The following is a 26,110-nucleotide window of genomic DNA, read 5'->3' on the forward strand; positions in this document are numbered from 1 at the left end:
TCAGGACCCGGGGTCCCGCAGCGGGTCGACGCAGAGGCCGATGACCGGGACGCACAGGCCGGGACCGGGTGGCTGTGGGGTGGGGGAGGCCTGGGCGGTGCCGGCCGGTGCCGGGGCACGGCTGGCGGCGGGGGCCGGGGTGCGTCCGGGTGCCGCCGGGCGGGGTGCGGCGGGGCGGGCGGCGGAGGATGCCGTCCGCACGGGGGCGGGGGTGTGGGGCACGGCGGGGATGCGGGTGGCGCCCGGGGTCAGGGCGACGGAGGCAGGGGAACCGGGGCCGCCGGGGACCGGGCCGGCCTGCGGAGAAGGGCTCGCGCTCGCCCCGCCCATCGGGGCGGGCGAGCTCGGGGCGGCGACGGCGGCGGCCGCGTCCGGGCGGTCCGGGGTGCGCGCGGCGGTCGTGTCGGGGTCGGGGTGGGGCTCCGCCTCCGCGGCGCCAAGACCCGCGACGCCGTCGGGGACGGACGACATCCGGACGAGACTCAGCACACCGGCGGCCAGCGCGAGGCCGCCCGCGGCGAAGAGCGCCTTGCGGGGGCGCGGCCGCCGGTGCCGGCCCCGCGGTGCCGCCCAGAGCCGGGTGGGCTCCCTGTGGGCCTCGTCCAGCGCTGTGCTCGTCATCGCGTCCTCTCCCCGCTGTGATCGCGCCCCCGATGCGCCGGGGCGGACGCACGTTATGCGCTCCTGTGGGCGGTAGGGGAGTGGTTGGGCGAGATGTCACTCGAACGGGTGGGCGGGGCGGTGCGGGGGACCGGGCGGGCGGTGGCGAGGGAATCGGGCTCGTGCTTTCGCCGGTGCGCCGGGGCTGCGATGATGCGGGCGACCGGCATTTGTTAACCGTCGTTAACGCGGAGGACGTCATGGACGAGGAGCGGTTCGGGGAGTTCGTGCTGGTGCGGCGGCACGGAGAGGGCGGGCATGTCGCGGAGCTCGTCCTCGACCGGCCGGCGGCCATGAACGCCGTTTCCGGCGCGATGGCCCGGTCCATCGCCGGGGCGTGCGCGGCGCTCGGCGCCGAGCGGGACGTACGGGTCGTCGTGGTGACCTCGACACACGAGCGGGCGTTCTGTGTCGGCGCCGACCTCAAGGAGCGCAACTCCCTGAGCGACGCGGAACTGCTGCGGCAGCGGCCGGTCTCGCGGGGGGCGTACACGGGTGTGCTGGAGCTGCCGGTACCGACCGTGGCGGCGGTGCACGGGTTCGCGCTGGGCGGCGGCTTCGAGCTGGCGCTCGCCTGTGACGTGATCGTGGCCGACCCCACGGCCGTGGTGGGGCTGCCCGAGGTGTCGGTGGGGGTGATTCCGGGCGGCGGCGGTACCCAGCTGCTGCCGCGCCGGGTGGGGGCGGCCCGGGCGGCCGAGCTGATCTTCACCGCGCGCCGGGTGGAGGCGGCCGAGGCGCGGGAGCTGGGCCTGGTGGACGTGCTGGTGGAGGAGGGACGGGACCGGGCCGAGGCGCTGGAGACCGCGGCCCGGATCGCGGCCAACTCGCCCGTGGGGCTGCGTGCGGCCAAGCGGGCGTTGCGGCTGGGGCAGGGGCTGGACCTGAGAGCGGGGCTGGAGGTGGAGGACGCGGCGTGGCGGGCGGTGGCGTTCTCGGGGGACCGGGCGGAGGGGGTGGCGGCGTTCAACGAGAAGCGGAAACCGAAGTGGCCGGGCGAGTAGGCGCCAGGGTGACGTCACTCCGAGTGTCCCTTCGGTGTCCCCTTTCGTGGTAAATATCCCTAGCCTGGGGTAATGGGTGAGGACAGACGCCTCGCGGCCGTGGTGGCACTCGCGCAGGGGATGGCGGCCGCAGGCACGCCCCGGGAGTCCTGGCGTGCCGCGGCGCTCGGGGCGTGCCGGGCGCTCGACGGTGGCTTCGCCGCGCTCTCGGTGTGGGAGCGCGACCTCGGCCGGCTGCGGGTCCTGGTGAACGCGGGGGACCGGGCCGCCGACGAGGAGGAGTTCCCGGAGGCCGAGGCCTACCCGGTGCACCAGTTCCCCGAGATCACCGAGTTCCTGCACGAACGCTGGGTGTCCGGCGGCGAGCCCAACGCCTGGGTGGAGACGGCGGAGGGCACCGCCACGGGCCGCCCCGGCTTCTGCCACCAGCGCGTCGCCGCCCTGCGCCGCAGAGGCCGCGGCTCCTGTGTGGTCGCGCCGATCGTGCTGCACGGCCGGGCCTGGGGCGAGCTGTACGTCGCCCGCTCGGCCGGCGCCGACGTCTTCGACCGTGCCGACGCCGACTTCGGAGCCGTCCTGGCCGCCGTCGTCGCCGCCGGGCTCGCCCAGACCGAGCGGCTGGAGGAGGCCCGCCGGCTCGCCTTCACCGACGCCCTCACCGGCCTCGCCAACCGTCGCGCCGTCGACGTGGGCCTGGAGGAGGCGATCGAGCGGCACCGCGTGGACGGAGTCGTCGTCAGCCTCGCCGTATGCGATCTGAACGGGCTCAAGCGGGTCAACGACACGTGCGGGCACGCCGTCGGCGACCGGCTCCTCGAGCGGTTCGGGTCCGTGCTGTCGCTGTGCGGGGCGATGCTGCCGGGGGCCCTCGCCGCGCGGCTCGGCGGCGACGAGTTCTGTCTGCTCGCGACCGGACCGCCCGCCGACGACGTGGTGAAGGTGGCCGACGAACTGTGCCGCCGCGCCGGTGAGCTGGAACTCGGGGAGGGTGTGGCCTGCGGGGTCGCGTCCACCGAGGACCCGATCGGGCCCGTGCGCAGCGCCCGGCGGCTCTTCCGGCTCGCCGACGCCGCCCAGTACCGTGCCAAGGCCGTACGGGCCGCCCGGCCGGTGGTCGCGGGGCGTGAGGGTCCCGACGACCCCGTCGTGCGGATGGCGGACGAGCCCCCCTCGGGCGTGCCGGAGCGGACCGCGGAGCGGCGGCGGTTCAGGGGGCGGCCCTGAGGGCGGTTGTGACGCGGTCGGCGGGTCGGTAAGGGGCGAACCCGGCCCCCACTGGTGACATCCCCGTCTTCAGTCACTACGCTCCTGAATATGGATATGCACACTGTGGTGGTGGGGACGTCCGGGGTGACCGCGTCCGACGTGCTCGCCGTGGCGCGCGGCGGCGCCCGTGTCGAGCTCTCCGAGGAGGCGGTGGCGGCCCTCGCCGCGGCCCGCGCGATCGTCGACCGGCTCGCGGCCAAGCCCGAGCCGGTCTACGGCGTCTCCACCGGGTTCGGCGCCCTCGCCACCCGGCACATCAGCCAGGAACTGCGCACACAGCTCCAGCGCAACATCGTCCGCTCGCACGCCGCCGGGATGGGCCCGCGCGTCGAGCGCGAGGTCGTCCGCGCACTGATGTTCCTGCGGCTGAAGACCGTCTGCTCCGGACACACCGGCGTCCGGCCCGAGGTCGCGCGGACCATGGCCGACATCCTGAACGCCGGCATCACCCCCGTCGTCCACGAGTACGGCTCCCTCGGCTGCTCCGGCGACCTCGCCCCGCTCTCCCACTGCGCCCTCACGCTGATGGGAGAGGGGGACGCGGAGGGCCCGGACGGCCTCGTACGGCCCGCCGGTGAGCTCCTCGCCGAGGCCGGCATCGACCCCGTCGAACTGCGGGAGAAGGAGGGCCTCGCCCTCCTCAACGGCACCGACGGCATGCTCGGCATGCTGATCATGGCCCTCGCCGACCTGGACCGGCTCTACAAGTCCGCCGACATCACCGCCGCCCTCAGCCTGGAGGCCCTGCTCGGCACGGACAAGGTCCTCGCGCCCGAACTGCACGCCATCCGCCCGCACCCCGGCCAGGGCGACTCCGCCGCCAACATGCTGGCCGTGCTCGCCGGTTCGGAGCTCACGGGGCACCACCAGGACGACGCCCCGCGCGTCCAGGACGCCTACTCGGTGCGCTGCGCCCCGCAGGTCGCCGGCGCCGGGCGGGACACGATGGCCCACGCCCGGCTGGTCGCCGAGCGCGAGCTGGCGTCGGCGGTCGACAACCCGGTCGTCCTTCCTGGGGGCACCTCCCAGGCTTTCGGCACTGGGGGAGGCCGCGTCGAGTCCAACGGGAACTTCCACGGCGCCCCCGTGGCCTACGTCCTGGACTTCCTCGCCATCGCCGTCGCCGACCTCGCCTCCATCGCCGAGCGGCGCACCGACCGGCTGCTGGACAAGAACCGCAGCCACGGTCTGCCGCCGTTCCTCGCGGACGACCCCGGTGTGGACTCCGGGCTGATGATCGCCCAGTACACGCAGGCCGCGCTGGTCGGCGAGCTGAAGCGGCTCGCCGTACCGGCCTCGGCGGACTCGATCCCGTCCTCCGCGATGCAGGAGGACCATGTGTCGATGGGCTGGTCGGCGGCGCGCAAACTGCGCACGGCCGTCGACAACCTCACACGTGTGATCGCCGTCGAGCTGTACACCGCCACCCGCGGCGTCGAGCTGCGCGAGGGGCTCGTCCCGGCGCCCGCGACCCGCGCGGTCATCGACGCCGTCCGGAAGGCGGGAGTCGAGGGCCCCGGGCCCGACCGCCACCTGGCGCCCGACCTGGCGGCGGCGGACGCCTTCGTCCGCGACGGCCGGCTGGTCGCGGCGGCGGAGACGGTCACCGGCCCCCTGCGGTAGCACGGCCGGGGCCCCGCCGACGGAGTGACGGCGGGGCCCCGGTGCCGCGGGGCGTGTTACCCGAGCTTGCCGAGCTGGGCGGTGACGACCGCGGCCGGAACCGGGTCCATGTCGCCGCCGGACCCGAACGCGGCGAAGTTCACCGTGTAGAACGTGGCGACGGTGTTGCCCTTGCGGATCACTTCGGTGTGGAAGGTGGCCGTGCCCTCGCCGTCCATGTCGACGTCCTCCGCGAACGCGACCGCCTCGTCGCCGCCCCCGGTGCCCTTCTCCGAGACGACCTTGGTGACCTTCGAGTCCTCCCCGTCGGCCTTGAGCCCGTAGCCGCTCGCACAGGCCGCCACACCGTCGGAGACGGCCTTCACGGCCTTCACGGCGCCGTCGCCGTCGTAGGAGGACAGGCCCACGAACGTCAGGTTGACGTCGAAGGCGTCCTCGATGTCGGCCTCGTCCGGACTCGCGGTGGCGGCCGAGGTCTTGTCCTCGGTGACGGAGTTGCTGGCGTTCGCGCCGGTGTCACCCGGAGCGAGGCCGGCGGTCGCCCAGGCGAGCGGGTCGCACGCGGCCTTGTCGGTCTTCACCGCGGACTTCGACGTCGGCAGCGTGTCGACACCCGAGTCGAACCTGTACCCCTTGACGTCGCCCTTCGCCAGCAGCAGCTTCTCCAGCTCGGCCGACGTCAGCGCCTTCGCGTCCGACGCCGGCGCGGACGCCGAACCCTTGCTGTCCGTGGCGTCCTTCTTCTTGGATCCCTCGCCCGAGTCCGACGAACAACCCGTGACGAGCGCGAGCGACAAAGCACCCACCGCGGCCATGGAGCACAGCCGCGCCCCCGATGATCTCTTCATGAGCGCTGACTATGAATGGGCTGTCAACGAAGAGTCAAGTTTAATTCAAAAACCGAGCCGTTCCCTGCGAACCGAATAGGTGACGAAGGCCGCGCCGAGTCCGAGGAGCGCGGTGCCGCCGATCACGTAGGGGGTGGTGTCGAAGCTTCCGGTGTCGGCGAGCCGGGTGTCGCCGTCGGCCGTGGCCTCCGCGCTCCCGGTGGTGGTCCGGGCGTCGGCGGTGCCCGTGGACGCGGCCCGCGCCTGGACCGTGACCTGCGTCGTCGTCTCCGTTCTCGCCGGGGCGTCCTGGGACGCGCCCGCGGACGGGACGAACCACAGGGCCCCGAGCAGGGTCCCCGCGGCGGTGGCGGTCAGCAACGGACGGCGAGCGGATGACACGGAATATCGATCCCCTTGTGGCGCTGGCGAATTGGCCGTGCCCCGATGCTAATGAAAGTCGCGGGTCACGGGAAAGTTACCGGACCTGTGAGCCGTACGCTCCGGCCATGAGCACTGAGAAGACATCACGTTTTGTGCGGCTTCGGGTGGAACTCGTGGTCGAGGTGCACGACGAGGACGCGCTGACGCGGGCGGCGCTCGGCCGGATCGCGGCCGACCCGGAGGCGCCGGACACCGAGCGCGCCCATGCCGAAAGCGCTGTGACGGAAGACACCGCTGAGGCCCTCGCCTATCTCGTGGACCCGTTCGACCTGGTCAGGGAGGTGGCGGGGGTGGAACTCGAGCAGGCCTCCTGGTCGAGTGAGCAGATCGACTACGACCCGGACTCGCCTGAGTGGGACCTCGACGAGGATGATGGGGAGGGCGACGGCGAAGAAGCCGGCATCGGCTGAGCGTCTTGGGGAAACCGTGACCGGGACGGCTACCGCCGTACGGGGTCGCGCCGTCTCGAGCGGCGCACGGATCCCACTTGTACCGCCCTTGCGGACGTGGCGTGGCCCACACATGGCAGAAATGTGGAACGGGACGAGCCTGCCGTGGCGTTGATGTTCTTTAACGGGGACTGACGGGGACTCTCGGGGTTCTGGAATCGGCAACGATGGAGAAGCGTGTGATGACGGACAGTAGGCGGCGCCGAGGTCTGATGACGGCGTCCGCACTGCTCGGCGGTGTTCTGGTGCTCTCTGCGTGTTCCGGCGGCGACAGCAGCGCCTCGGACGGCAAGAGCGACAGCTCCTCGCAGTCCAAGGCCGACGAGGCCGCGGCGAAGAAGAGCTCCGCGGCCCAGATCAAGATCACGCCCGCGGACGGCTCGAACAACGCCTCGATCAACAACTCGGCGGCCGTCACGGTGAGCAAGGGCACGCTCACCTCCGTGGCGATGACCACCGCCGACGGCACGGCCGTGCAGGGCGAGCTCTCCGCCGACAAGACCAGCTGGAAGCCCAGCGTCCAGCTGGAGCGCTCGACCACCTACAAGCTCACGGCCAGCGCCAAGGACTCCAAGGGCCTCGAGGCCCATGAGAACGCCTCCTTCACCACGGTCTCCCCGGCCAACAGCTTCATAGGCAACTTCACCCCCGAGGACGGCTCCACCGTCGGCGTGGGCATGCCGGTGTCGATCAACTTCAACAAGGAGATCACCAACAAGGCGGCCGTGCAGAAGGGCATCACGGTCACCAGCAGCAGCGGCCAGGAGGTCGTCTGCCACTGGTTCTCCACGGTCCGCATGGACTGCCGTCCCGACGACTACTGGAAGGAGAACTCCACCGTCACGATGAAGCTCGCGCTCGACGGCGTGGAGGGAGCCAACGGTGTCTTCGGGGTCCAGCAGAAGACGGTCACCTTCAAGATCGGCCGCAACCAGGTCTCCTACGTCGACGCGCAGACCAAGCAGATGAAGGTCACGCAGGACGGCAAGACGATCAAGACCATCCCGATCTCCGCCGGTTCGCCCGACAACAAGACGTACGAAGGCGTCATGGTGATGTCGGAGAAGTTCAAGGAAACCCGGATGAACGGCACGACCGTCGGCTTCACCGACAACGACGGCAAGGCCGAGTACGACATCAAGGACGTGCCGCACGCCATCCGGCTCACCAACTCCGGCACCTTCGTGCACGGCAACTACTGGGGCGCCAAGTCCATCTTCGGCAGCACCAACACCAGCCACGGCTGCGTGGGCCTGTCCGACACCAAGGGCGCCAACGACACCGGCACGGCGGGCTACTGGTTCTACACCAACTCGATCATCGGTGACGTCGTGGTCGTCCAGAACACCGGTGACAAGACGGTGGCCCCGGACAACGGCCTCAACGGCTGGAACATGGACTGGGCCCAGTGGAAGGCCGGTTCGGCCGTCTGACAGCCCGTTCACACTTCGACGAGCCGCCCCCAGGGGCGGCATCGTTGTTTCCGGGGTCAGCCACAGCCTTCTCATCGTTCTCTTATTTCCGCCTTATGCAGTCATCACGCGCCGTACCTACCTTGCGGCCATGTTCTTCACCTACCTGAGGCGCGAGTTGCGCCGCCGCAGAAAGGCGGCCCTCGTCGTCGCCTCCGGGCTCGCGCTGGGTATCGCGCTGGTCATCGTGGTCTCCTCCGTGTCCTCCGGCATGGGGAAGGCCCAGGACAAGGTCCTGCAGTCCCTGTACGGCCTGGGCACGGACATGACGGTCACCAAGGCCGCCTCGCCCACCGCGAGCGCGTCGGGCCGCCCGCGCTTCCAGTTCGACGCGCAGGACAACGACTCCGACGCCGAGCAGAGCACCGACCGGGTCATGGTGCAGGGCTTCCAGACCCTCGCGACCTCCACCGTCACCAAGGTCGGCAAGCAGACCGGTGTCGCGGACGCGGTCGGTGGCCTGAGCCTCCAGGTCATCAAGGTCAACGGCCAGTTCACCCGAGGCCAGTTCCAGCAGAACGGCAACGGCTCGGGCGGCGGCCAGGGCGGCCCCGGCGGCGGCCAGGGCGGCGGCCAGCCGCAGGGCGAGGTCCAGGGCGGCGGCGCCAACTTCGACGTCAACAACTACTCCGTCTTCGGCACCGACGTCACCCAGGCCGACCTCGGCCCGCTGACCTCCTCCAAGATCACCAGCGGTCGTACCTTCAAGACCACGGAGACGAACGCGAAGGTCGCGGTCGTCGACTCGGCGTACGCCAAGGAGCAGAAGCTCAAGGCCGGTTCGACCGTCACCATCAGCGGCGTCAAGTTCAAGGTCATCGGCGTCGCCACGGCCGACAGCGGGGACTCGGCGGCCAACCTCTACATCCCGCTGACCCAGGCCCAGACGCTCAGCGACTCGAAGAACAAGGTCACCACGATCTACGTCAAGGCGACCGACTCCCAGAAGATCGACAGCGTCAAGTCGACCATCCAGAAGAACGTCTCCGGTACGACCGTGACGACCTCCGCCGACCTCGCGGACACCGTCTCCGGGTCCCTCTCCACGGCCTCCTCCCTCGCCACCAACGTCGGCAAGTGGCTGTCCATCGCCGTGCTCGTCGCCGCATTCCTGGTAGCCGGCCTCCTCACCTCCTCCGCGGTCTCCCGCCGGGTCCGTGAGTTCGGCACGCTCAAGGCGCTGGGCTGGAAGTCCGGCCGGGTCACCCGGCAGGTCGTCGGCGAGGCCATGGTCAACGGTCTGCTCGGCGGTGCCCTGGGCATCGCGCTCGGCCTCGCGGGCGCCTACGCCGTGACCGCCATCAGCCCCACCCTCCAGGCCCAGTTGGGCGGTGGCGGTGGCGGCGGGGGCCAGGGCGGCGGTCCCGGCGGCGGCGGTGGCGGCGGCTTCGGCGGTCCCGGCCGGGCCGCGGCCAAGACGCTCGACGTGGCGCTGACCGCGCCGGTGAGCGTCTCGACGGTGGCCGTCGCGGTCGGCCTCGCCGTGGCCGGCGGTCTGATCGCGGGTGCGTTCGGTGGCTGGCGGGCGTCCCGGCTGCGGCCGGCCGACGCGCTCCGCCGCGTCGAGTAACCGCCAAGCCCCTCACCCACCCCAGGAGTTGACCCCATGTACGAACTCAGAGGCGTCACCAAGCGCTACACCCGCGGCAAGGACACGGTCCACGCGCTGGACGGCGTCGACCTGACCATCGCCGACGGCGACCGGCTGGTCATCCAGGGCCCCACCGGCGGCGGCAAGTCCACCCTCCTGCAGATGCTCGGCGGTCTCGACCGCCCGTCCGAGGGCGAGGTCGTCCTCGACGGCGTCGACCTGGCCAAGCTCTCCGAGGCCAAGCTGACGAAGGTGCGCAGCGAGAACATCGGCTTCGTCTTCCAGTCCTTCAACCTCATCCCGACCCTCACCGCGCAGGAGAACGTCGAGACCGCCCTCGTCCCGCTCGGCGTCAAGGTCAAGGAGCGGCGCGAGCGGGCCGCCGAGGCCCTGACCTCCGTCGGCCTCGGCGAGCGCCTCGGCCACCTGCCCTCCGAGATGTCCGGCGGCCAGCAGCAGCGTGTCGCGATCGCCCGCGCCCTCGTCAAGCAGCCCAAGGTCCTCCTCGCCGACGAGCCCACCGGCAACCTCGACGAGGGCATGCGCGACGAGATCATGGAGGTGCTGGAGCGGATGTGGAAGGAGCTGGGCCTGACCTTCATCATGGTCACCCACGACTCCGCGATCGCGAAGAAGGCCCCGCGCCTCGCGACGATCCGCAAGGGGAAGATCACGGTGAAGGAGAACGCGGCGTCGTCCTGACGCCCCGTCACACCACGCCACGCGCGAACACCCCACCGGAAGAGCAGCATCCGGTGGGGTGTTCGTGCTTGCGTGGCCCCATGACGGCACCCGAGACAGAGACACCTGCCACCCCCCGCAGCACGGTCGAGTACATCCGGTACCGGATCCCCGAGGAGCGGTCCGCGGAGTTCCTCGCCGCCTACACCCGGGCCGCGGTCCACCTCGCGGCCTCGCCGCACTGCGTGGACTACGAACTGGACCGCTGCGAGGAGGACTTCGAGCACTTCGTGCTGCGCATCACCTGGACCTCCACCGAGGACCACCTCGAGGAGTTCCGCACCTCCGACCTGTTCCCGGCCTTCCTCGCCGAGATCCGGCCGTACGTCGCCGCCATAGAGGAGATGCGGCACTACAAGGCCACGTCGGTGCGCGGGGCGGGTTCCGCCGTGCCCACCCTGTTCGCGTGGGCCGGCGGGGCGGAGGCCTTCGCCCGGCTGACGGAGGTGTTCTACGGCAAGGTCCTGGAGGACGAGCTGCTGGCGCCGCTCTTCGCCCGCCTCGCCCCCGAACACGCCGAACACGTCGCCCTCTGGCTGGCCGAGGTCTTCGGCGGGCCGGAGGCCTACTCGGTGACCCAGGGCGGCCACAGCCACATGGTCGCCAAGCACTTCGGCCTCGGCATCAGCGAGGCCCAGCGGCGGCGGTGGGTCAACCTGATCCAGGACGCCGCCGACGAGGCCGGGCTGCCGACGGACGCCGAGTTCCGTTCGGCCTTCCTCGCGTACGTCGAGTGGGGTACGCGGCTGGCCGTGTACTTCTCCGGCCCCGACGCCAAGCCGCCGGCCGAGCAGCCGGTGCCGAAGTGGGGATGGGGGTCGGCGCCGCCGTACCAGGACTGAGGGCGCCCGGGTCCGAGTCGTCCGGCGCGTCCGGGCGGCGGCAGCCCCCAGCCCACCGGCGTCCCGCACCGCTCAGGGGGACGGCGACTGGGACCCGGCCCCCGCCCGCGTCGCGTCCGCACCCCAGCTCGCCAGCAACCGCAGCGCCTCCGCCGAGGCCGACTCCGGCTCCGCGTGGTACGTCACCAACGTCTGGTCACCGTCGTTCAGCAGCCTGAACCCCTCGAAGTTCAGGGCGAGCTCGCCGACCAGCGGATGCCGCAGCTGCTTCACGCCGTAGCTCTTCTCCTTGACGTCGTGCGTCGCCCACAGCCGCCGGAAGTCCTCGCTCTTCACCGACAGCTCGCCCACCAGCGCGGACAGCCGGGGATCGTCGGGGTAGCAGCCCGCGTCCATGCGCAGGCTGCAGACGATGTCGATCGCCTTCTGCTCCCAGTCGACGAACAGCTCGCGGTACTCGGGCTTCAGGAACACCAGCCGCGCCCAGTTCCGCTCGGCCGCCGGCTGCTCACCCCAGTCGCCGAAGAGCGCGGCCGCCATCCGGTTCCAGGCGAGGATCTCCGAGCGCCGCCCCACGACGTACGCGGGCACGCCGTCCAAGGATTCGAGGAGCTGCCGCAGGGCGACCCGCACCTGTTGCGGCCGCGCGGCCTGCTTCTTCTTGTGCTTCGGCTTCGCGAGATGGGTGAGGTGCGCATGCTCGGCGTCGGTCAGCCGGAGCGCCCGCGCGATGGAGTCCAGAACCTCCGCCGACACGTTCCGCCCGTTGCCCTGCTCCAGACGCGTGTAGTACGCCACCGACACCCCGGCCAACTGCGCCAGCTCCTCGCGCCGCAGCCCCGGCACCCTGCGGTGCCGGCCGAAGTCCGGCAGCCCCACGTCCTCCGGCTTCAGCCGGGCCCGCCGGGTGCGCAGGAACTCACTCAGCTCGGCACGCCGGTCCAGAGGCGCCCCGGAGGGCTCGGTGAGCTCGGAGGGCTGTTCGTCCATGCACCCAGTATTCACGGTCGTACGACCACGATCCTGACCCCGCCAGTGGTAGGCACGGCAGACATACGCTGAGGCGTGGCCTGGGTGATTGCGCGGGCATGGGGCAGGCTGGAGGACGTGCCCGGCCGGAAGGCAGGCCGGGACGACGACCCCCCGCTAGGAGACCCCCGGCATGACCACCGTTGCCGCGTACGCCGCACCCGCCGCCAAGGCTCCGCTGGAGCGCACGACGATAGAGCGCCGCCCGGTCGGCGAGTTCGATGTCCTGATCGACATCAAGTTCGCCGGTATCTGCCACTCCGACATCCACCAGGCACGCGAGGGCTGGGGTGAGGCCATCTTCCCGATGGTGCCCGGCCACGAGATAGCCGGCATCGTCTCGGAGGTCGGCTCCGGTGTCACCAAGTACGCCGTCGGCGACCGGGTCGGCGTCGGCTGCCTCGTCGACTCCTGCCGCGAGTGCGACAACTGCAAGGCCGGCCTGGAGCAGTACTGCACCGGTGGCGGCGTCGGCACGTACAACGCCCTCGACAAGAACGGCGAGCCCACCTACGGCGGCTACTCGGAGAAGATCGTCGTCGACGAGAACTACGTCGTCCGCATCCCCGACGGCCTCGCCCTCGACGTCGCCGCGCCGCTGCTCTGCGCCGGCATCACCACGTACTCCCCGCTGAAGCACTGGAACGCCGGCCCCGGCAAGAAGGTCGCGATCCTCGGCTTCGGCGGCCTCGGCCACATGGGCGTCAAGATCGCGCACGCGCTCGGCGCCGAGGTGACCGTGCTCTCGCAGTCGCTGCGGAAGAAGGACGACGGCCTGAAGCTGGGCGCCGACCACTACTACGCGACCAGTGACGAGAAGACCTTCGAGGACCTGAAGGGCACCTTCGACCTCATCCTCTCCACGGTCTCGGCCCCGCTGAACCTGGACGCGTTCCTCTCCCTCCTCAGGACGGACGGCGCGTTCGTGAACGTCGGCGCCCCGGAGGAGCCCGTCAGCCTCAACCTGTTCTCGGTGATCGGCGGCCGCAAGACCCTCGCCGGCTCCGGCATCGGCGGCATCCAGGAGACCCAGGAGATGCTGGACTTCTGCGCGGAGCACGGCTTCGGCGCGGAGATCGAGCTGATCAGCGCGTCGGAGATCAACGAGGCGTACGAGCGGGTGCTCTCGAGCGACGTGCGCTACCGCTTCGTGATCGACACGGCGACGATCTGACGACCGCCGTCCGCACGGGTGGGCCCCCGGCATGAGCGCGCGCCGGGGACCCACCCGAGGTGGGGCCCGTCACCCGAGGCAGTCGAAGGGCCCGTCGAGCGACGGGTGGTGCACCGTCCAGACGATCACGATCTGCAGGACGAGCAGCAGCAGGGCGGCCGGCAGCACCATCCCCGCCATCTGCACCGGCCCGCGCGGGTGCCGCGGCAGCAGCAGCCGCCGCCCGGCGAGCGCCACGGCGGCGAGGGTGGCCAGGAGACCCGCGTACGCCGCCCCGTACATCGGCCATGTGTTCGCCAGGTCGTGACAGGCGGCCAGCTCGGCCCGCGCCTGCGCGCCGACGGCCGCCTTGAACCCGGCCGCCAGAAGCACCCCGAGGGCGAGCAGCACCACGGACGCGGAGGCGAGCCCCCACCCCTCGTTCCTCGTGTTCCGGGCGTCGGGGATCGCGCCGCTGTCCAGGTCGGTGAGCGTGTCGGTACTCATGTCCTTCAGGACGGGAGTCCGGTACCCCTGGGTTCCCGACCCAGCAGCCACAGCAGATACGGCCCCCCGACGAGCGCGGTCAGCGCGCCGACCGGGATCTCCAGCGGCGGCAGCAGCGTCCGGGCCGCCAGATCCGCCCCCACCAGCACGAACGCCCCCGTCAACGCGCTGTTCAGCAGCGGGAGCTGAGGAGTGCGGGTGAGCCGGCGGGCCAACTGGGGCGCGGTGAGGGCGACGAACCCGATCGGGCCCGCGGCACCGGTCGCCGTCGCGGCGAGCACGACGCCGAGCAGGGTCAGCCCGAGCCGCACCCGGTCCACCCGCAGGCCCAGCGCGGCCGCGGTGTCCGCGTCCAGGCCGAGCGGCCGCGCGACCCGGCTCGCCCACACCAGCGCGGGAAGCGACACCAGGAGGACGACGGCGAGCGGACCCGCCTGCTCCCAGCCGCGCCCGTTGAGGCTGCCGGTCAGCCACAGCTTGACCTGCTCGGCGGCGTCCAGCTCGCTGTCGGCGAGGTAGAGCTGCACGACGGCGGAGAGGGCGACGCCGATGCCGACACCGGTGAGCACGAAACGGTTCGGCTGCAGGCCACGACGCCAGGCGAGGACATAGACCAGCGCCGCCGCCGCGAGCCCGCCCGCCACGGACACGGCGGGCAGCGCACCCGGCGAGGCGACGGCCCCGGTGGCGAGCGCGAGGACGGTCGCGGCGGCGGCCCCGTGCCCCACGCCGATCACATCCGGACTGGCGAGCGGATTCCGGGTGACGGTCTGCACGAGGGCCCCGGAGAGCCCGAGGGCGGCGCCGACGAGAGCACCGAGCACGATCCGGGGCACGCGCAGTTCGTCGACGATCAGCTCGTGCGGCCCGGCTTCACCGCGCAGGGTGCGCAGCACCTCGCCGGGCGGGATGTACGTCTGCCCGAGACAGGCGGCGGCGAGCATGGCGGCCGCGAGAAGACCCGCCAGCACGAGAGCGACGTAGAGGGAACGCCGGTGCAGGAGCAGGGAGATCCGCGGGGTGGGCCGCACCACGGTCGTCCCGGGGGCCGGTGCCCGTGCCGGTGACACACGACCGGGAGCTTCCGTACGGGTCAACTCGCCGCCGCCTTCCGCCGTACCAGGACAACCAGCACCGGCACCCCCACCAACGCCGTCATCACCCCCGCCGGCACCTCCGCGGGAGCCCGCACCACCCGCCCCACCACGTCCGCGCACACCAACAACGCCGCCCCCAGCAGCGCGGACAGCGGCAGCACCACCCGAGCCCCCGCCCCCCGTCCGGCCCGCCGCGCGAGATGCGGCACCGCCAGCCCCACGAACGCGATCGGCCCCGCCGCGGCCACCGCGGCGGCGGTCAGCAGGGTCGCGCCGAGCGCCGCACACCCCCGTACCGCGTGCACCCGGTGTCCGAGTGCCCGGGCCGTCTCGTCGCCGAGGGCCAGCGCGTCGAGGCCCCGCGCACACGCCAGCACCAGCACCGCCCCCATGGCCAGGAACGGCAGCATCCGAACGACGGTGTCGGCGTCTCGTCCGCTCAGCGCGCCGACCTGCCAGAACCGGAACTGGTCGAGCGTCGCCGAGCTCGACGTCAGGACGACGGTCGTGGCGCCCGCGGTCATCGCGGACAGGGCCGTACCGGCCAGCGCCAGCTTCACCGGCGAGGCCCCGCCCCGGCCCCGGGTCGCGATGGCGTACACCAGGCACGCGGCGGCCACGGCGCCGACGAAGGCGTACCAGACGTAGCCGCCGAAACCGTGCGCGAACCCCAGCGAGATCGCGAGGACGACACCCGCCGCCGCGCCCTGGCTGAGTCCGAGGATGCCGGGGTCGGCGAGCGGGTTGCGGGTGACCGCCTGGAGGGCCGCCCCGGAGAGTCCGAGCGCCGCGCCGGCCGTCAGTCCGATCTCGGTGCGCGGCAGCCGCAGGGACCGTACGACGAGGGCGTCGGGCGAGTGGCCGCCGTGCAGCAGGGCGTCGAGCACGGTGGCGGGCGGTACGGCCCGGGTGCCGACGGCGAGGCTGAGCACGGCCGAGACGGCCACCAGCAGGACGGCCACCGGCCAGGCCAGGAGCCTCACTTGCCGAGGTGTTCCGCGAGCTCGCCGACGACCAGGCGCGCCGCCGTGGGACCGGCGTTGAGGTACCAGGGATCGTCGTCGACCTTGACCGCGTGCCCGGACTCGACGGCCGTCATCCCCTTCCACAGCGGCCCGGCCACCACGCTCGCCGCGTCCGTCTGCTCCGCGTCGCCCTGCACCGAGTAGAAGATCCAGTCGCCGTCCGCGCTGTCGATCTTCTCGGCGCTGATGTCCTCGGAGATGGCGTTGAACCGCTGCGACTCGGGCCGTTCGAGCCCCATGTCGACGGCGATCGACCCGGTGAAGGAGGACACCCCGAACATGCGGGTGCGGTCCGGGGTGAAGCGCACCATGGAGACGGTCGGGTCGCCGTCCACCGCGTCGCCCTTAGCCTGTGCGTCGGACACGATCCCGTCGAGCAGTTTCCGCGCGGCCTGCCCCTTGCCGACGGCCTCGCCCACGAGCAGCAGGTCCCGCTTCCAGTTGATGCCCTGGCCGGCGGTGACCACGGTCGGGGCGATCTTCGACAGCTTGGGGTAGAGGTCGGCGAGCGAGTCGTTGACCAGGATCAGGTCGGGCTTCGCGGTGGCGAGCGACTCCAGGTTGGGGGCCTGGCGGGTGCCCGCGTCGGTCATCGCGGCGAGCTTCGCCTTGTCCTTCGGGAAGGCGTCCGCGAGATATCCGGGGACGAGCCCGGCGTTGTCGGCGCGGGTGGAGGCGGCCGGTACGACGCCGAGGGTGAGCAGGTCGTCGAGCTGACCGGTGCTGAGCACGGCGATCCTCTTCGGCTCGGCCTTGATCGTCGTACTGCCCCGGAAGTGCTTGACGGTGCGCGGGAACGTGCCGTCGGTGTCCGTGTCCGCGCCCATGCCGTCGGCGAGGGCGCTGGGGGCGGCGGACGGTCCGTCGGAGGCGCCGGACGCTCCGGCGACGAGGTTGCGCTCGCCGTCCTTCTTCCCGGACGAGGACGTGGCATCGTTGTCAGCGGAGCCGGAGCAGCCGCTCAGCAGCCCGCCGGCGACTCCGACGGCGACGGACACGCCCAGGGCTGCTTTCCACTTCAACGTACGCACGTGTCACTCCCGATCCCATGAGTAAGGCGAGCCTTACCTTAACCGGTCGGGATCTGGGGCAGGCGGCAGGGGGTCGGGAACCGTCGGCGGAGAAGGGTGGCAGGCGGGAGCCGGGCGGCCGCCGCTCCCGGCGGGAGCGGCGGGGAACGGTCAGGTACGCAGCCCCTGGACACCGTCGTAGGCGGCCATGACCAGCTCCATCCCCCGGGTGTCCTCCGCGGGCTCGCGCATCTGGTTCGTCACATACGCCACCACCATGCGCTGCTCGGGTTCGATCACCACCAGCGAGCCGCCCCAGCCGCCCCAGCCGAAGGTGTTGCCGAACAGCCCGTAGCCCAGGCCCCAGCGCACCGGCATGCCCAGGCGCCGGTCCTCACCGCTGAACTGCTCCTCCTCGGCCCGCCGACAGCCCGCCGCGGACAGCAGCCGCACATCGCCCACCGAGCCCCCGCAGGCCATCACCGACTGCACGAGCGCGACCGACCGCGCGTTGCCGAACCCGCTCGCCGCCGGGATCTGCGCGCGACGCCACGCCAGGCTGTTGCCGTCGCGGAGCCGCATGGCGGTCCCGGCGGCCGGGGCCGCGTCGCCGGCCGCGGCCGCGAGGTAGTCCTCGTCCCGTCCCGGAGGCGGGACCCCGAGCGCGACGCGCCGGTCGTGCTCGGCGGGCAGCCCGATGTGGAAGTCGGCGCCCAGCGGCCCCGCGACCTCCTCGGCGAAGAACTCACCCACCGTCCGGCCGGTGATCCGCCACACGACCTCGCCCACCAGGAACCCCTGCGTGAGCGAGTGGTACCCGGCCGCGGTGCCCGGCTCCCACTGCGGGGCCTGCGCGACGAGCCGCGCCGTGGCGGACGCCCAGTCGTAGACGTCCTCGACCGGCCCGTCCCAGTCGGGCAGCCCCGCGGTGTGCGAGAGCAGATGCCGTATCAGCACGCCCTCCTTGCCGGCCGTCGCGAACTCCGGCCAGTACCGGGCGACCGGCGCGTCGAGATCAAGTTCCCCGCGGTCGGCGAGGACGAGCGCGCACAGCGCCGTCATCGTCTTGGTCACCGACCAGACGTTGACGATCGTGTCCCGCTCCCAGGGGACGGTCCGCTCCGCGTCGGCGAAGCCGCCCCAGACGTCCACCACCGGTTCGCCGTCCACGAACACCGCGACCGAGCCGCCCGTGTCCCCCGCCTCCAGCAACTCCGCCAGCGCACCGGGCACCGCCGTGAACAGATCGTCGTACGATCCCTGAATGTCGGCCATACGGACCATCTAGCCCGCAGCGGGCGTCGGGCGGCAACCGAATTCCGGGGGCGGTGCCGTCACCGGCGCGGGCGCGGCGAAGGTCAGCTCTGGGCCGTGGGGCGGACGACCACCTCGTTCACGTCGACCTCGGCGGGCTGTTCGACGGCGAAGGCGATGGCCCGTGCGATCGCCTCGGGCGGGATGGCGATGTCGTCCCGCATCTTCGTGATCCGGGCCCGGACCGCACAGTGATCGAATCCCTGGCCTCGGTGCTGCGGCTCGACCCGCACGAGCGCGGACACCTGCTGCGGCTCGCCGGCCACGCGCCTCCAGCCGAAGCGGCGGCACCCGAGCCGCTCACACCCGAGGTGGCCGCAGTCCCGCTCCTGCTGCAGCCGCACCCCGCGTACGTCATCGACGGCAACTACGACGTCCTGAGCCACAACCAGGCGGCCGAACACCTGTTTCCGCACCTCGTCACCGACGCCGGCCGCCCCCCGAACTTCGTCCGCCGGGTCTTCCTCGAACCAGCCGCCCGGGACGTCCTGGCCGACTGGGAGCCGGAGGCCCGAGGTCTACTCGCCCGGCTCCGGACCCTGGCGGGACGCCATCCCACCGACCCCCGGTACACCCGGCTGGTCGAGGAACTGCACGAGGGCAGCCCGGAAGTGCGGGCCTGGTGGCCCCGGTACGACGTCCAGCCCAGGCACAGCGGCCGCAAACGCCTGCGCCCCCACGGACCCGGCACGCCCGCGGCCACCTACGCGTACACCGCCTTCCACCTGGCCGAACGCCCGGAACAGACACTCGTGATCCATGTCGAGCAGCCCGCTACGGCCGGGGACCGCCCGCCGGGTCCTTCGTGAGCGGCGACGCGTCCCGGCCGCCCATGTCGAGACGGAACGGCGGGTACTGGTCGGTCATCAGCGAGGCATAGGCGATGACCCGCGCGACCCAGCGGGCCAGGCCGAGCAGGAAGTCGAACAGGTGGAGCGGGTAACGCGCGGTGACCGCCAGGACGACCACGGCGACCAGCGAGAGGAAGGGAACCAGCCCCCCGTGGTACCAGCTCTCCTGTTCCCCCCAGCCCCAGTCGCCGACGAAGAACCCGACGACGATGTACTGCGGGATCGCCAGCAGCCACCACTTCACGAGCACCAGGCCCCGTGAGAGGTGCTCGGGATAGCTGACGTCGAAATGCGCCGGGTAGTCGGGAACCTCCGCGAGGGTGAACGGCGGGTACCGGTCGGTGCCGAGCGCGGTGTGGGCGTAGAAACTGACACGCCAGTTCCAGCGCAGCACGCCCACGTTGAATTCGAAGAGGGACCGGGGATACCGGCCGGTGAACAGGATGGCGAAGAACGCGACGACGGTCACGAAGAAGAACGCGATCCCCAGGAAGAACAGCACGATGTAGTGCGGGATGGCGAGAAGCCATTTCACCAGCCACATCCATCGGGACAACCGGGGATCGAGAGACGCTTCGATACGCACAGGTGACACGGAGACCGGAATCATGCGGCACAACTCCGAACGGGCAGGCGACCTGGTGCTTTCCTGATCACTCACTCAGGCTCGCACGCAGAACGAAAGCCCGCGACCGGGCCGTCCCGGCGTCACCCGGGAGGCTGCGCATGTGACGGCTGAGCCGCGCTCCTTCGAGGACCCCGCCTGTGGGTGATGGTCCGACGTCCGCCGGCCGCGAAGTCACGCTACGTGATCACCCGGCCGTACCGCCCGGAGCGGCGGCCAACCGGAGAGCCGCCGAGGGCGGTGTGCGCGGCCGCGGTCGGCCGCCGAACCGTGCTCGAACGCGCACCGCCCGCCCCTCGGGAGTTGCCAACCGCCTTGCTTCCAGGGCGAGTTCTGTCCGTCGACGGTGGTCACCCGGATAACGTGAGATCCGATACCGCCCACAGGCTCGACCACGAGCCGAGCGCCGTCAGCACGGGCAGGGAAACGGAGTCTGTGACATGGACGATTTCGTGAAGCGTTACGGCCCGGTGGCGCTGGTCACCGGAGCCTCTTCAGGAATAGGCCGCGCCTTCGCCGGCCAACTGGCCGCCCGCGGACTCGACGTGGTGCTTGTCGCTCGTCGCCGCGACCGGCTCGAAGAGCTCGCCCGCACACTGCGGGACACCCATGGTGTCAGCCCCACGGTACTGCCGGTCGACCTCGCCGACCCGGCAGCGGGCAAAGAGATACTTGACGCGGTGGCACGGCTGGAGGTCGGACTGCTGGTGAGCAACGCCGGATTCGGCGTGAAGGGAGCGTTCGGGGAGGAGGACGCCGCGGTCCTCTCGTCGATGCTTGCCGTCAACTGCCACGCGCCGACGCAGCTTGCGCACGGCCTCGCACCGCGGCTGGCGCAGCGGGGACACGGCGGCGTGATCTTCACCAGTTCCGTCGAGGGGCTCATGGGATGCCCCTACTCAGCCGGCTACTCGGCCACCAAGGCCTATGTGAACGCACTGGGCGAGGCCCTGTGGGCGGAACTGGGGCCACGCGGAGTGGATGTGCTGACACTCTGCCCGGGAGCAACGGACACCGAGGCGCCACGCCTTCAGGGCATCGACCCCGCCACCCTGCAGGATCTGATGTCACCGGACGACGTGGCCCGCTCAGCACTGGACCACTTGGGAAGCGGTCCCACACACATCCCCAGCGCGCACTACCGGAAGGTCTTCGACGCCCTGCTGTCGATGCCGCGGACCGAGGCCCTCACCTCCATGGCGAGCTCGGTGAGGAAAGTGAGCCAGGGCCCGCGGGCGGATCGGGCCGGAGACGCGTGATCGGCCTGCGGGGAGGGACCGCCAGGACGTTCTCCTGCCCTTCCCCGGCGCCGCGACCACAGCGGCGCCCAGGGCACGCACCGCACACCCTGGGCGCCTGTCCATCACACCGTGCGGTGCGGCGCGGTCGGCTCAGGAAGTGGCGTTCCAGGAGTGTGCGACGTCGACGACGAGGTGATCACCCAGCTGCGTCACCCGGAACGGCAGCCGCGCACGCACGCCGACCCCGATCCGCACCTCGTTTTCGAGGGCGGCGGCGTAGCGAGTGTCCTTGAACGTCTTGTAGCCCGTGATGTCCACTCCGGGCAGCGGCTGCCCGTGCTGCCCCGGGTAGGACTGCGACCCGGTCGACGGGTCGTAGTTCGGGCCCACGGCGATCTGGAGAATCGCCCCGCCCTCGACGGGGATCTCCCCCGTGGCGGGCGTGGTCAGCTTGTCGACGTACTTGACCTGGTAGTCGATCGGACCGGACGCCGTCCCGTTGAAGTCGAGGACCATGCGGTCGAAGCACTCGTACTCACCGGTCGTGATGTTCACCAGCGGGGGCTTGTAGCTCCCACCGTCCTCGCCACCCGTCCACACGTGCTTCTCGAGGCTCCCCCACCCGGTCTCACACACCGCCGACTCGCCGGTGTCGGCCTGCGCCGTCACCGCCGCTCCCGCGATCCCGGCTCCCGCCAGCATGAGTGCCGCCAGTGTGGTTCCGAGTCGTCGCATTCCTGCTCCCATGATCGAGTACCTGTGCACGGCGCCCATGCCCCTCCAACAGGCGTGACATGGGAGGCCGTTGCGGTTCAGGCTGGTTTCGCCATGTGACCGGACCTGGCCCGGAGCGTCACGAAACGACAACGGCCGGTCATGCGGCCCACCGCCGCGGACGGGCGAGCACGTCCTCAGCCACCGGATACGGCAGCTCCCGCGGCAACAACGCGGCGACGAGCCCGAGTTACGGTGACCAGGCCGACTGGAAGCGGCAGTTGCGATGGGCGTCGGCGCGGGTGCAGCGGGATCCGGAGCGGGATCTGCATCCCAGCCCCCTTCCCTGCCGGTCTCTTCAGCTGGGGCTCGCCCGGAGGCAACGGCCGCCGCCTTGTGCGGACCGGAGACCCGGGCTGAGCTGCCGGTACCGGTCTCAGAGGCGACTGTACTTCTCGATGTCCTCGGTGAACTCCTTGATCGCCTGTGCGGTGAGCGTCGGCCGGGTGTCGGCGATGGCGGTCATGAAGTCATCGGTGGTGGCCGGCCGGCCCTTTCGCTGTGCGACCTCGCGCTCGAACGCCGCCTGCGCGCCCTTGCGGGCTGCGAATTCGATGTCGGCCGGGGTGAACAACTCGCTGGCCGCGACCAGTTGCATGAGGTCCACCGAGTCGCCGGCGGCCCTGAGATAGCGGTCCCAGATCGCCGCGCGGGCGGTCGGGTCGGGTGGGCCGATGGGAATGACGTAGTCGAACCGGCCCGGCCTCAGGAAAGCCGGGTCGAGAGAGCGCACGGAGTTGGTGGCACATGCCAGCAGCCGTGCGTCGTGTTCGCGGAAGACAGGGATCAGTTTGAGCAACTCGTTGGTCACCCCATGTCCCGGATCGACTGCTTTCCCGGACCGCACGCCGGCGATCTCTTCGACCTCGTCGATGAAGAGCAGCACCGAGTCGAGCTCCGCCAGATCCGCGAAGGCCTCCCGCAGCGCCGTGGCCAGACCCTCGCTCGTGTCGGCCGCGAGCCGGGAGGGGAAGAGCTCCACGAACGGCCAGCCGAGCCGGGAGGCGACCGCCTTGGCGAAGCTGGTCTTCCCGGTGCCGGGAGGGCCGAACAGGATGATTGCCTTCGGAGGGACGACCCCGTAACGGTCGGCCAGCGCAGGCTCCGTCAGCGGGAGCACGACCCGGCGCTCGACGACCTGTTTCTCCCGCTCCATGCCGGCCATGGCGTCCCACAGTCCCCCGAGCAGCATCCGGCCGCCCAATGACGCGAGAACGTCGGCGTTGGGGGCTCCGGGCGGTTCCAGCTTCTCGTAGTAGGTCAGGCCGTCGCGGGACCGGTAGCCGGAGTTCTCCAGAGCCTTCGTGCCGGCGGCGTGGGCGGGCAGCAGCGCGCTGATGTGGCGCACGCCCATGGCCCGCAGGCGCCGTTCGAGCTCGGCGAGGAGAGCACTGCCGATCCCGCGCTCGCGCCAGCGGGAGGCGAGTGCGACCAGGAGGATCCACCCCCGCTTGCCATAGGCCTGCGCCACGGCCATGCCCACCAGTTCGTCGCCGACCACCGCGACCACCGCCGTCTGACCGGCCTTGGCCGCCGCCATCACCTCGGAGACCGGAAACACCCGGTCCTCGCCGGCCTCACAGCTCTGGTCCCAGATCTCGATGGCCTGGTCGAGATCGTCGTCGTGATAGTCGCGCAGATGCCATGGGGGCACCGCCATCACCTCACCTACCGCGGTGAACCCTCATTATCTCCTGCGGGGGTGGTGAGTGCCGAGCGCAGCAGGCTCCTCCGCCGTCCTCGGGGTCGAGGTCGCGATCCCTCGCGATCTTCTCCCCGGTGACGGCGTCGAAAAGCCCGTGACCGTCGCGTGAGACGACCATCACCAGATCCCGGTCGTCCTCGGGATGCGATGCGAGGCCGATCCTGAGGAGCCCGCCGACGGGCACGAAGGCAACGCGGTTCGGGAGCGGCACCACGGGGGCCGCGAGGAGCCGTGCCCGCATATTCGCCTGCCCCTGGGCCTCTTGTCGGTCACTGCTTCCATGCGGTCCTGGGACCGTGAACCTGGTCGGTGCGCCGAGCGCGGCCGTCGCACCGACCAGATCCGCGTGCTGCGGCTGTACGTCAGCGGATCTCATCCGGCTTGACCACGAGCCAGTTCTTGTCGGCTGTCACCGGCTGGCCGAGCTCCTCCTGCCGGGCCGCGTTCGCCTTCTGCATGTCCTGGATCTGCGTAAGGTACTTGTCCTTGCGGTTGACCCAGATCCGGGTCCCGCCGTGTTCCACGTCGGTGGACTGGAAGAGCATGGGGCCGTCACTGACCGGGGTGTCGCCCGCGACCAGAATCGGCTTGCGCCACTGGTCGATGTACGTGTCGATGGCGGCGGGCTTGCCCTGGAACCAGGTCAGCGGGGCCCACAGGGTCGGGGTCAACTTGTCGTTCGCGAGCTCGCGCGGGTCGTAGCGGCCCTCGGCGATCTCCTTGCGGGCGGTGGTGAGATTCCCGGTGACCGGGTCCTTGAGCAGCATGGAGACGCCGATGACGTTCTGCGGCTTGGCGCCGTAGCCGTGCTTGGGGTCGGACAGCACGTCCCGGACCAACTCCTCACTGGCGGCGCTGACGACGTAGACCTCGATGCCGTTGTCCCGCAGGGTCTGGTACAGCTCCTGCATGCCCCGGTAGAACTGCGGCGGCTGCACCTGGGTCTTCGTCAGCTGGTCACCGACGTAGTACTCGGCCGGGATGGGCTTGCCGTATGCGAGCAGGTCGTCGACGTACCCCTTGAGCTGCTTCAACGTGAATCCGGAGAAGATCTGGGCGACCCAGGGGTAGCAGACCTGGTCGTCGATCTCGCAGAGCCGGTTGTAGTAGCTGTAGAGACTCTCCTGATGGTTCTTCGTGTCCTTGAAGGGGATGAGCCTCAGGGACCGGTCCATCGTCGAGCGCTTGAGCTTCCCCTTCATCTCCAAGTAGGGGAGCAGCGACTCCTCGAGGTCGTACCGGTAGGTTGTGTTGTCGGCGTCGAAGACCGCGTACGCACCCTGGTTGGCGTGCTCTTCGATGACCTGGCCGAGCTTTTCGGCGACCGGAGCGGGCCAGTGCTGCAGCTGGGCCGCCACGGCCTTCCCGTCCGTGCCCGCCGCCGTCGCCTCCTGGCGCGGCCACAGCCCGACGGCGCTCGCGATCAGCAGCGCTGCGAGCGCGCTCATCACCGCCGACAGACTGAGCCGTCTTCCCCTGCGTCGTGCCATCTGACCTCCCTTGAGGAGAGTGGAACGCCCCGTGATTGCTCCGCCCCCTCGGAGCACGGCGGGGCGGCAATGAGGTTCGAGTACCGCGTCAAGCGCGGCAATCATGGCCCGGCTATTGCTTGATACGCAACAGGCTCCACAATGTGAACTCGATGGAGCTGCAGTCAGGGTCCCAGGGTGACCAGCACACGGTGACTGCATCCTGCGCGTCTACGGGGATACGGCCCGTCTCCGTTGCCGATCGGCCGATAAGGGCGCGTGCCTGTCCAGGCCTGCGCTGTTACGGTGCCGCATCGTGAGTACGGCGTCGGCACCGACTGCTACGACGGTGAGCCGTGGGTGGCCGCCATGGACCTCTGGCCGCTGTACGACGAGACCGACTTCGCGGAGCTTGCTTCGATGGATCGCGCGACCACGCCTGATCACTTCATCGGCCGGCTGACCTGGTGCACGAAATCGCTGCCGTCGACACTGCATCAACAACTCGTCTCCGATTCCTGGCCGTCGGAAGCTCTTTCCGCGGTAGGGGCGCCGCCCGCAACTCGCACGGTGCTGCGGCCGTCGTAGCGAGCAGCAGTCGAAAATCGGTGGCCACCCGAGCTGGCCGACCCCACGCTGTACGCCATGGAAGAACCGCACCGCGGGATCCGCGCGCTCCACACGGCATCCACGATCACCGTCTACCAGGCCTACGCCCCTGAAATCGGAGTGCCCGCCGTCCGCGACGGCCGCTTTCCCTCCACGTGGCTGCGGAATCGCATGACGTGGATCAAACCCAGCTTCCTGTGGATGATGTACCGCTCCAACTGGGGCACCAGTACTGGGCAGGAGACCGTTCTTGCCGTCGAGATCACTCGCGTCGGCTTCGACTGGGCGCTGCGCCACGCCTGCCTGTCGAGCTACGTTCGCGGCCTGCATCCCGATCGCGGCACCTGGCAGCGTGAACTCAAGCGCGCACCGTCCCGTGTCCAGTGGGACCCCGAACGCGACCTGAACCTGCGTCCCCTGCCGCACCGCTCGCTGCAACTCGGACTCTCGGGCGAGGCGTCGTCGCGCTACGCGGACGAGTGGACCGTGTCCATCAGCGACGTGACTCCACTCGCCCGAGAAATACGCACACTCGTCAATCGCGGCGATCCGGACTCCGCGACACGACTGCTTCCCCAGGAACAGCGATACCCCGCCGATGACGAACTGCTCGCCCACCTGCGGCCCTGACCAGCAATCCGAACACCGGCAGCACGGATGAGGTCCAGGAAAGCGGCTTGATGATCCATGCAAGCCTTGCTCACAGCCCTTTTGTGATCGGCGCATACGGCGAGGGCGACGCCGGGAACGGCGACCGTCCGGATGCCCCGTCTCCATTGATC

At 71.0% G+C, this 26,110-nt stretch carries 26 protein-coding genes and 3 pseudogenes; 14 read left to right on the plus strand and 15 right to left on the minus strand.

Annotated features, from left to right (window positions below):
* The gene (locus tag ABT057_RS11435; protein WP_352342359.1) at positions 1–621 is read right to left on the minus strand and encodes a hypothetical protein; all 621 of its coding nucleotides are present in this window, start codon (positions 619–621) and stop codon (positions 1–3) included.
* Positions 622–860: 239 nt separating this feature from the next.
* Here ABT057_RS11435 and ABT057_RS11440 point away from each other — a divergent pair, with 239 nt between their 5' ends.
* The 3 genes from ABT057_RS11440 to hutH all read left to right on the plus strand — a co-directional run bounded on the left by ABT057_RS11440 (position 861) and on the right by hutH (position 4,553).
* The gene (locus ABT057_RS11440; RefSeq protein ID WP_352342361.1) at positions 861–1,664 is read left to right on the plus strand and encodes an enoyl-CoA hydratase/isomerase family protein; all 804 of its coding nucleotides are present in this window, start codon (positions 861–863) and stop codon (positions 1,662–1,664) included.
* A gap of 72 nt (positions 1,665–1,736) precedes the next feature.
* Entirely contained in the window at positions 1,737–2,888 is a 1,152-nt protein-coding gene (locus tag ABT057_RS11445; protein ID WP_352342363.1) for a GGDEF domain-containing protein, read from the plus strand.
* Between the two features lie 96 nt (positions 2,889–2,984).
* Positions 2,985–4,553: a histidine ammonia-lyase gene (hutH, locus tag ABT057_RS11450; protein WP_352342523.1), complete on the plus strand. Its 1,569-nt coding sequence runs from the start codon at positions 2,985–2,987 to the stop codon at positions 4,551–4,553.
* Positions 4,554–4,609: 56 nt separating this feature from the next.
* Here hutH and ABT057_RS11455 read toward each other — a convergent pair whose 3' ends face one another.
* Positions 4,610–5,401 (minus strand): hypothetical protein, encoded by a 792-nt coding sequence (locus ABT057_RS11455; protein WP_352342365.1) that lies wholly within the window; start codon positions 5,399–5,401, stop codon positions 4,610–4,612.
* Between the two features lie 45 nt (positions 5,402–5,446).
* The gene (locus tag ABT057_RS11460; protein ID WP_352342366.1) at positions 5,447–5,782 is read right to left on the minus strand and encodes an LPXTG cell wall anchor domain-containing protein; all 336 of its coding nucleotides are present in this window, start codon (positions 5,780–5,782) and stop codon (positions 5,447–5,449) included.
* Positions 5,783–5,889: 107 nt separating this feature from the next.
* Between ABT057_RS11460 and ABT057_RS11465 the strand changes: the two genes are divergently transcribed.
* The 5 genes from ABT057_RS11465 (at position 5,890) to ABT057_RS11485 (ending at position 10,919) form a co-directional block, all read left to right on the plus strand.
* Positions 5,890–6,234, plus strand: coding sequence for a hypothetical protein (locus ABT057_RS11465; RefSeq protein ID WP_352342367.1), 345 nt, complete (start codon positions 5,890–5,892; stop codon positions 6,232–6,234).
* Positions 6,235–6,440: 206 nt separating this feature from the next.
* Complete coding sequence (locus ABT057_RS11470) at positions 6,441–7,706, plus strand: L,D-transpeptidase (protein WP_352342369.1); 1,266 nt, start codon at positions 6,441–6,443, stop codon at positions 7,704–7,706.
* Between the two features lie 130 nt (positions 7,707–7,836).
* Complete coding sequence (locus ABT057_RS11475) at positions 7,837–9,315, plus strand: ABC transporter permease (protein WP_352342370.1); 1,479 nt, start codon at positions 7,837–7,839, stop codon at positions 9,313–9,315.
* 36 nt (positions 9,316–9,351) lie between these two features.
* Positions 9,352–10,038 carry an ABC transporter ATP-binding protein gene (locus ABT057_RS11480; protein ID WP_352342372.1) on the plus strand — a complete coding sequence of 229 codons (687 nt, stop codon included), beginning with the start codon at positions 9,352–9,354 and terminating at the stop codon, positions 10,036–10,038.
* Positions 10,039–10,118: 80 nt separating this feature from the next.
* Entirely contained in the window at positions 10,119–10,919 is an 801-nt protein-coding gene (locus ABT057_RS11485; protein ID WP_352342373.1) for a group II truncated hemoglobin, read from the plus strand.
* A 72-nt stretch (positions 10,920–10,991) separates the two neighbouring features.
* Here the strand turns inward: ABT057_RS11485 and ABT057_RS11490 are convergent, their stop codons facing one another.
* A complete protein-coding gene (locus tag ABT057_RS11490) occupies positions 10,992–11,909 on the minus strand; it encodes an MmyB family transcriptional regulator (protein WP_352342374.1) in 918 nt (305 codons plus the stop codon).
* Positions 11,910–12,081: 172 nt separating this feature from the next.
* Between ABT057_RS11490 and ABT057_RS11495 the strand changes: the two genes are divergently transcribed.
* Entirely contained in the window at positions 12,082–13,122 is a 1,041-nt protein-coding gene (locus ABT057_RS11495; protein WP_352342375.1) for an NAD(P)-dependent alcohol dehydrogenase, read from the plus strand.
* A 69-nt stretch (positions 13,123–13,191) separates the two neighbouring features.
* On the opposite strand, the gene ABT057_RS11500 is transcribed toward ABT057_RS11495, so the two are convergent.
* The 6 genes and pseudogenes from ABT057_RS11500 to ABT057_RS11525 all read right to left on the minus strand — a co-directional run.
* Positions 13,192–13,608, minus strand: a complete 417-nt coding sequence (locus ABT057_RS11500; RefSeq protein WP_352342376.1) for a hypothetical protein — start codon at positions 13,606–13,608, stop codon at positions 13,192–13,194.
* 5 nt (positions 13,609–13,613) lie between these two features.
* Positions 13,614–14,678: a FecCD family ABC transporter permease gene (locus tag ABT057_RS11505; protein WP_352342377.1), complete on the minus strand. Its 1,065-nt coding sequence runs from the start codon at positions 14,676–14,678 to the stop codon at positions 13,614–13,616.
* 23 nt (positions 14,679–14,701) lie between these two features.
* Positions 14,702–15,688: a FecCD family ABC transporter permease gene (locus ABT057_RS11510; RefSeq protein ID WP_352342379.1), complete on the minus strand. Its 987-nt coding sequence runs from the start codon at positions 15,686–15,688 to the stop codon at positions 14,702–14,704.
* The gene (locus ABT057_RS11515; RefSeq protein ID WP_352342380.1) at positions 15,685–16,761 is read right to left on the minus strand and encodes an ABC transporter substrate-binding protein; all 1,077 of its coding nucleotides are present in this window, start codon (positions 16,759–16,761) and stop codon (positions 15,685–15,687) included. The genes ABT057_RS11510 and ABT057_RS11515 overlap by 4 nt, the downstream gene beginning before the upstream one ends.
* Before the next feature lie 150 nt (positions 16,762–16,911).
* Entirely contained in the window at positions 16,912–18,015 is a 1,104-nt protein-coding gene (locus ABT057_RS11520; RefSeq protein WP_352342381.1) for a serine hydrolase domain-containing protein, read from the minus strand.
* Between the two features lie 83 nt (positions 18,016–18,098).
* Positions 18,099–18,239: pseudogene (locus tag ABT057_RS11525) on the minus strand (oxidoreductase); the annotation flags it as partial.
* A gap of 6 nt (positions 18,240–18,245) precedes the next feature.
* Between ABT057_RS11525 and ABT057_RS11530 the strand changes: the two are divergent.
* Entirely contained in the window at positions 18,246–18,863 is a 618-nt protein-coding gene (locus tag ABT057_RS11530) for an MmyB family transcriptional regulator (protein ID WP_502973861.1), read from the plus strand.
* Here the strand turns inward: ABT057_RS11530 and ABT057_RS11535 are convergent.
* Positions 18,829–19,515 carry a DUF4389 domain-containing protein gene (locus ABT057_RS11535; protein ID WP_352342383.1) on the minus strand — a complete coding sequence of 229 codons (687 nt, stop codon included), beginning with the start codon at positions 19,513–19,515 and terminating at the stop codon, positions 18,829–18,831. The two genes, ABT057_RS11530 and ABT057_RS11535, sit on opposite strands and share 35 nt — an antisense overlap.
* A 455-nt stretch (positions 19,516–19,970) precedes the next feature.
* Here ABT057_RS11535 and ABT057_RS11540 point away from each other — a divergent pair, with 455 nt between their 5' ends.
* Entirely contained in the window at positions 19,971–20,789 is an 819-nt protein-coding gene (locus tag ABT057_RS11540; protein ID WP_352342385.1) for an SDR family NAD(P)-dependent oxidoreductase, read from the plus strand.
* A gap of 132 nt (positions 20,790–20,921) precedes the next feature.
* Here the strand turns inward: ABT057_RS11540 and ABT057_RS11545 are convergent, their stop codons facing one another.
* Positions 20,922–21,506: an AMIN-like domain-containing (lipo)protein gene (locus tag ABT057_RS11545; protein ID WP_352342386.1), complete on the minus strand. Its 585-nt coding sequence runs from the start codon at positions 21,504–21,506 to the stop codon at positions 20,922–20,924.
* A 230-nt stretch (positions 21,507–21,736) separates the two neighbouring features.
* On the opposite strand from ABT057_RS11545, the pseudogene ABT057_RS11550 reads away from it, so the two are divergent.
* Positions 21,737–21,859 (plus strand): annotated as a pseudogene (locus ABT057_RS11550) (DUF4291 family protein); the annotation flags it as partial.
* 62 nt (positions 21,860–21,921) lie between these two features.
* Here ABT057_RS11550 and ABT057_RS11555 read toward each other — a convergent pair.
* From ABT057_RS11555 to ABT057_RS11565, 3 genes and pseudogenes are all read right to left on the minus strand, one after another.
* A complete protein-coding gene (locus ABT057_RS11555; RefSeq protein ID WP_352342387.1) occupies positions 21,922–23,205 on the minus strand; it encodes an ATP-binding protein in 1,284 nt (427 codons plus the stop codon).
* 76 nt (positions 23,206–23,281) lie between these two features.
* A pseudogene (locus ABT057_RS11560) lies at positions 23,282–23,491 on the minus strand (hypothetical protein); the annotation flags it as partial.
* A gap of 121 nt (positions 23,492–23,612) precedes the next feature.
* Positions 23,613–24,740, minus strand: a complete 1,128-nt coding sequence (locus ABT057_RS11565) for an HAD family hydrolase (protein ID WP_352342388.1) — start codon at positions 24,738–24,740, stop codon at positions 23,613–23,615.
* A gap of 285 nt (positions 24,741–25,025) precedes the next feature.
* On the opposite strand from ABT057_RS11565, the gene ABT057_RS11570 reads away from it, so the two are divergent.
* Both ABT057_RS11570 and ABT057_RS11575 read left to right on the plus strand, forming a co-directional pair.
* The gene (locus tag ABT057_RS11570) at positions 25,026–25,307 is read left to right on the plus strand and encodes a hypothetical protein (protein ID WP_352342390.1); all 282 of its coding nucleotides are present in this window, start codon (positions 25,026–25,028) and stop codon (positions 25,305–25,307) included.
* 57 nt (positions 25,308–25,364) lie between these two features.
* A complete protein-coding gene (locus ABT057_RS11575) occupies positions 25,365–25,958 on the plus strand; it encodes a DUF4291 domain-containing protein (RefSeq protein WP_352342392.1) in 594 nt (197 codons plus the stop codon).
* Positions 25,959–26,110: the final 152 nt, after the last annotated feature.

Source organism: Streptomyces sp. NPDC002588 (assembly GCF_040295925.1).
GTDB lineage: Bacteria > Actinomycetota > Actinomycetes > Streptomycetales > Streptomycetaceae > Streptomyces.

Coding starts and splice junctions, on each gene's coding strand:
- ABT057_RS11435 (WP_352342359.1), bottom strand. CDS start 621: ATGACGAGCACAGCGCTGGACGAGGCCCACAGGGAGCCCACCCGGCTC.
- ABT057_RS11440 (WP_352342361.1), top strand. CDS start 861: ATGGACGAGGAGCGGTTCGGGGAGTTCGTGCTGGTGCGGCGGCACGGA.
- ABT057_RS11445 (WP_352342363.1), top strand. CDS start 1,737: ATGGGTGAGGACAGACGCCTCGCGGCCGTGGTGGCACTCGCGCAGGGG.
- hutH (WP_352342523.1), top strand. CDS start 2,985: ATGCACACTGTGGTGGTGGGGACGTCCGGGGTGACCGCGTCCGACGTG.
- ABT057_RS11455 (WP_352342365.1), bottom strand. CDS start 5,401: ATGAAGAGATCATCGGGGGCGCGGCTGTGCTCCATGGCCGCGGTGGGT.
- ABT057_RS11465 (WP_352342367.1), top strand. CDS start 5,890: ATGAGCACTGAGAAGACATCACGTTTTGTGCGGCTTCGGGTGGAACTC.
- ABT057_RS11470 (WP_352342369.1), top strand. CDS start 6,441: ATGGAGAAGCGTGTGATGACGGACAGTAGGCGGCGCCGAGGTCTGATG.
- ABT057_RS11475 (WP_352342370.1), top strand. CDS start 7,837: ATGTTCTTCACCTACCTGAGGCGCGAGTTGCGCCGCCGCAGAAAGGCG.
- ABT057_RS11480 (WP_352342372.1), top strand. CDS start 9,352: ATGTACGAACTCAGAGGCGTCACCAAGCGCTACACCCGCGGCAAGGAC.
- ABT057_RS11485 (WP_352342373.1), top strand. CDS start 10,119: ATGACGGCACCCGAGACAGAGACACCTGCCACCCCCCGCAGCACGGTC.
- ABT057_RS11490 (WP_352342374.1), bottom strand. CDS start 11,909: ATGGACGAACAGCCCTCCGAGCTCACCGAGCCCTCCGGGGCGCCTCTG.
- ABT057_RS11495 (WP_352342375.1), top strand. CDS start 12,082: ATGACCACCGTTGCCGCGTACGCCGCACCCGCCGCCAAGGCTCCGCTG.
- ABT057_RS11500 (WP_352342376.1), bottom strand. CDS start 13,608: ATGAGTACCGACACGCTCACCGACCTGGACAGCGGCGCGATCCCCGAC.
- ABT057_RS11520 (WP_352342381.1), bottom strand. CDS start 18,015: ATGGCCGACATTCAGGGATCGTACGACGATCTGTTCACGGCGGTGCCC.
- ABT057_RS11535 (WP_352342383.1), bottom strand. CDS start 19,515: ATGATTCCGGTCTCCGTGTCACCTGTGCGTATCGAAGCGTCTCTCGAT.
- ABT057_RS11540 (WP_352342385.1), top strand. CDS start 19,971: ATGGACGATTTCGTGAAGCGTTACGGCCCGGTGGCGCTGGTCACCGGA.
- ABT057_RS11545 (WP_352342386.1), bottom strand. CDS start 21,506: ATGCGACGACTCGGAACCACACTGGCGGCACTCATGCTGGCGGGAGCC.
- ABT057_RS11555 (WP_352342387.1), bottom strand. CDS start 23,205: ATGGCGGTGCCCCCATGGCATCTGCGCGACTATCACGACGACGATCTC.
- ABT057_RS11565 (WP_352342388.1), bottom strand. CDS start 24,740: ATGGCACGACGCAGGGGAAGACGGCTCAGTCTGTCGGCGGTGATGAGC.
- ABT057_RS11575 (WP_352342392.1), top strand. CDS start 25,365: ATGGAAGAACCGCACCGCGGGATCCGCGCGCTCCACACGGCATCCACG.